The sequence below is a fragment of the Actinoallomurus acaciae genome (genome assembly GCF_042429965.1).
Lineage (GTDB): Bacteria > Actinomycetota > Actinomycetes > Streptosporangiales > Streptosporangiaceae > Actinoallomurus > Actinoallomurus acaciae.
Genome location: NZ_JBHLZP010000768.1, coordinates 1 through 2,955, shown reverse-complemented (window position 1 = coordinate 2,955; position 2,955 = coordinate 1). Strand labels below are relative to the sequence as shown.

General features: G+C 73.9%; 3 protein-coding genes. 2 read left to right on the top strand and 1 reads right to left on the bottom strand.

Annotated elements, in window-relative coordinates; all coding sequences use genetic code 11:
* Both ACFFNX_RS46655 and ACFFNX_RS46650 read left to right on the top strand, forming a co-directional pair.
* A partial coding sequence (locus ACFFNX_RS46655; RefSeq protein WP_378212804.1) for an FAD-dependent oxidoreductase occupies positions 1–766 on the top strand: 766 nt, incomplete at its 5' end.
* A gap of 222 nt (positions 767–988) precedes the next feature.
* Positions 989–1,351: a nuclear transport factor 2 family protein gene (locus ACFFNX_RS46650; protein ID WP_378212802.1), complete on the top strand. Its 363-nt coding sequence runs from the start codon at positions 989–991 to the stop codon at positions 1,349–1,351.
* A 30-nt stretch (positions 1,352–1,381) separates the two neighbouring features.
* On the opposite strand, the gene ACFFNX_RS46645 is transcribed toward ACFFNX_RS46650, so the two are convergent.
* A complete protein-coding gene (locus ACFFNX_RS46645) occupies positions 1,382–2,872 on the bottom strand; it encodes a cobyric acid synthase (protein ID WP_378212801.1) in 1,491 nt (496 codons plus the stop codon).
* Between the last annotated feature and the right edge of the window lie 83 nt (positions 2,873–2,955).

The following is a 2,955-nucleotide window of genomic DNA, read 5'->3' as shown; positions in this document are numbered from 1 at the left end:
GCACGGGGTCGCGGCCGAGTTGCTCGACCCCGCCGACGCGGCGGCCCGCTGGCCCGGCATCCGGTTCACCGGCCCGGCCGTACGCGACCCGGAGGGCGGGGTCATCGACCCCGAGGCGGCGATCGCGGCGATGACCCGGCTCGCCGTGACCGAGGGCTCCGCGGCGGCGTACGAGGCGCCCGTACGCGACCTGGAACCGGACGGAGACGGCGTGCGGTTCCGCGCCGGCGCGGACACCTGGTACGCCTGGACCCTCGTCGTGGCGGCGGGTGCCTGGACCGGCCCGCTGCTCGACGGACTCGTCCCGCTGCCGCCGCTGACCGTCACCCAGCAGCAGGTCTTCTTCTTCGCGCCGCGCGAGCCCGGCCCCTGGCCGACGATCGTGCACGGCTCGTCGTCGGAGGAACTGGAGATGTACGCGCTGCCCGAGGGGCCCTGGGTCAAGCTCGGCGAGCACCTGCGGGGCACGGTCACCACCGCCGACACCCGCGACTTCGTCGTGGACCCGGAGGCGCGCGAGCGCGCGCTCGCGTACGTGCGCGAGTGGCTGCCCGGCCTCGACCCGGAGCCGCGCTCGGAGACGACGTGCCTGTACACCCGGGCGCCGGGGGAGGACTTCGTGCTCGACCGGCAGGGGCCGATCGTCGTCTGCTCGCCCTGCTCGGGGCATGGCGCGAAGTTCGCCCCGCTCATCGGCGAGCTGGTCACCGACCTGCTGGAGGGCGTCCCGCCGATCGACCGGTTCGCCCTCCGGCCGCCGTCGTGACCGGAGCGCCGGTCGACGAGTACATGAACAGTGGATTGCGCTTCGATGGCGCGGGGCGGGCGCCTGATCCCGCGGGCATCGTCGAACCCAATGAGACGGCGAACGAATCCCGTGGAACGTCGCCGCCGACGTCGTCCGGCCGGTCAGCGCGAAGATCGGTGAGTGAGCGACCGATCAGGCGTTCCGTCCGTGAACGTACGATCTTTCGGTCACACTGATCCCATGGACAAGGAACGGGTGGCCGCGTGGATCGACGGCTACGAGCGTGCCTGGCGTACCCCGGGCACCGATTCGCTGGCCGAGCTCTTCACCGCGGACGCCACCTACCGGCAGGGCCCGTACGACGAGCCCCTGGCCGGTCTGCCGGAGATCGTCGGCATGTGGGACGAGGAACGCACCGGCCCCGATGAGGTCTTCGAGATGACCAGGGAGATCGTCGCGGTCGACGGCGACACGGCCGTGGCACGGGTGGAGGTGACGTACGGCGAGCCGGACAACGAGGAGTTCCGCGATCTGTGGATCCTGCGCTTCGCCGAGGACGGCCGCTGCCGTTCCTTCGAGGAGTGGTGGTCCGCGCCCGACTAACGACCCGCGCCCGACTAACGACCCGCCCGGCTAACGGCCCGCGCCTCCGGGAGGGACGACCGGCAGACCCGACGGAGGGCCCGACTCGATGAGCTTGGTCAGCGCCTCGGTGTCGAGATGGTGTTCGACGAGGTCGCCGAGGGCGTCGAGCTGGGCCTCGCGCAGCGCGGCGAAGTCGGTGTCCGGCGCCGGGGTGAAGTCGCGTCCCGCCGTACGGGCCACGTCGGCGAGGAACGCCCGGCGGAACCCGTTGTTCTCCAGCGCCCCGTGCCAGGTCGTCCCCCACACGGAGCCCTCGCGGCAGCCGTCGAGGAACGGCTCGCCGCCCTCCACGGCGACGATCCCGTGGTGGATCTCGTACGCCTCCACCGGCTCGCCGTACGCCGAGCCGGCCGGGCGGCGCAGCGTCTTCTCCGGGGCGAACTCCACGCGCGCCGGCAGCAGGGAGAGCCCCGGGACGGCGCCGGCGCAGGACTCGACGTCGTCGAGGATCTCCCGCGCCATCATCTGGTAGCCGCCGCAGATGCCGAGTACCGGCCGCCCGGCACGGGCCCGGCGGGTGATCTCGGCGGCGAGGCCGCGCTCGTGCAGCCAGCCGAGGTCGGCGACGGTGGCGCGCGAACCGGGCAGCACGATCAGGTCGGCGTCGGCGAGCTCGCCCGGTGTCGTCGCGTACGACACGATCACCCCGGGCTCGGCCGCCAGCGCGTCCACGTCGGTGGAGTTGGAGATGCGCGGCAGCCGCACCACCGCGACGCGCAGGCCGCCGTCGCCCGCCCGCGGTGCCGTACGGCGGCCGTCCAGGGCCAGGGAGTCCTCGACGTCGAGCCCGAGGCCGTCCAGCCAGGGCAGCACTCCGTAGACGTCCCGGCCGGTCAGCGCGGTGATCTGGGCCAGGCCCGGAGCGAGCAGCTCGGGGGCGCCGCGGAACTTGTTGATGACGAAGCCGGCGACGAGCCGCTGGTCCTCCGGCTCCAGCAGCCCGACCGTCCCGTACAGCGCGGCGAACACCCCGCCCCGGTCGATGTCGCCGACGACGATCACCGGCAGCTCGGCGGCGCGGGCCAGCCCCATGTTCGCCAGGTCGCCGCGCCGCAGGTTGATCTCGGCGGGGCTGCCGGCGCCCTCGCAGATCACCACGTCGTACTCCGCGCGCAGCCGGGCCAGGCTGGCCGTGACCACCTGGCGGAGCCGCGCCCGGTGTTCGCCGTACCCCAGGGCGTCCACCTCGGCGACCGGGTGGCCGAGCACGACGACCTGGCTGCGACGGTCGGAGCCGGGCTTGAGCAGCACCGGGTTCATGTCGGCGGTCGGCTCGACGCGTGCGGCGGCGGCCTGCATGACCTGCGCCCGGCCGATCTCCGCGCCGTCGGCGGTGACCATCGAGTTGAGCGACATGTTCTGCGCCTTGAACGGCGCGACGCGCACCCCCTGCCGGGCCAGCCAGCGGCACAGCCCGGCCGTCAGCACGCTCTTGCCCGCGTCGGAGGTCGTCCCGGCGACCAGCAGCGCGCCCTTCACCGGCCACGCCCGAACGCGAGACGGACGCCGGTCGCGAGTCCGGCGGCGGCGAAGCCGACCGCGGCGGACAGGCGCACCGCGCG

Excerpts from the sequence above, each read along its gene's own strand:
- ACFFNX_RS46650 (WP_378212802.1), top strand. The coding sequence starts at position 989 with ATGGACAAGGAACGGGTGGCCGCGTGGATCGACGGCTACGAGCGTGCC.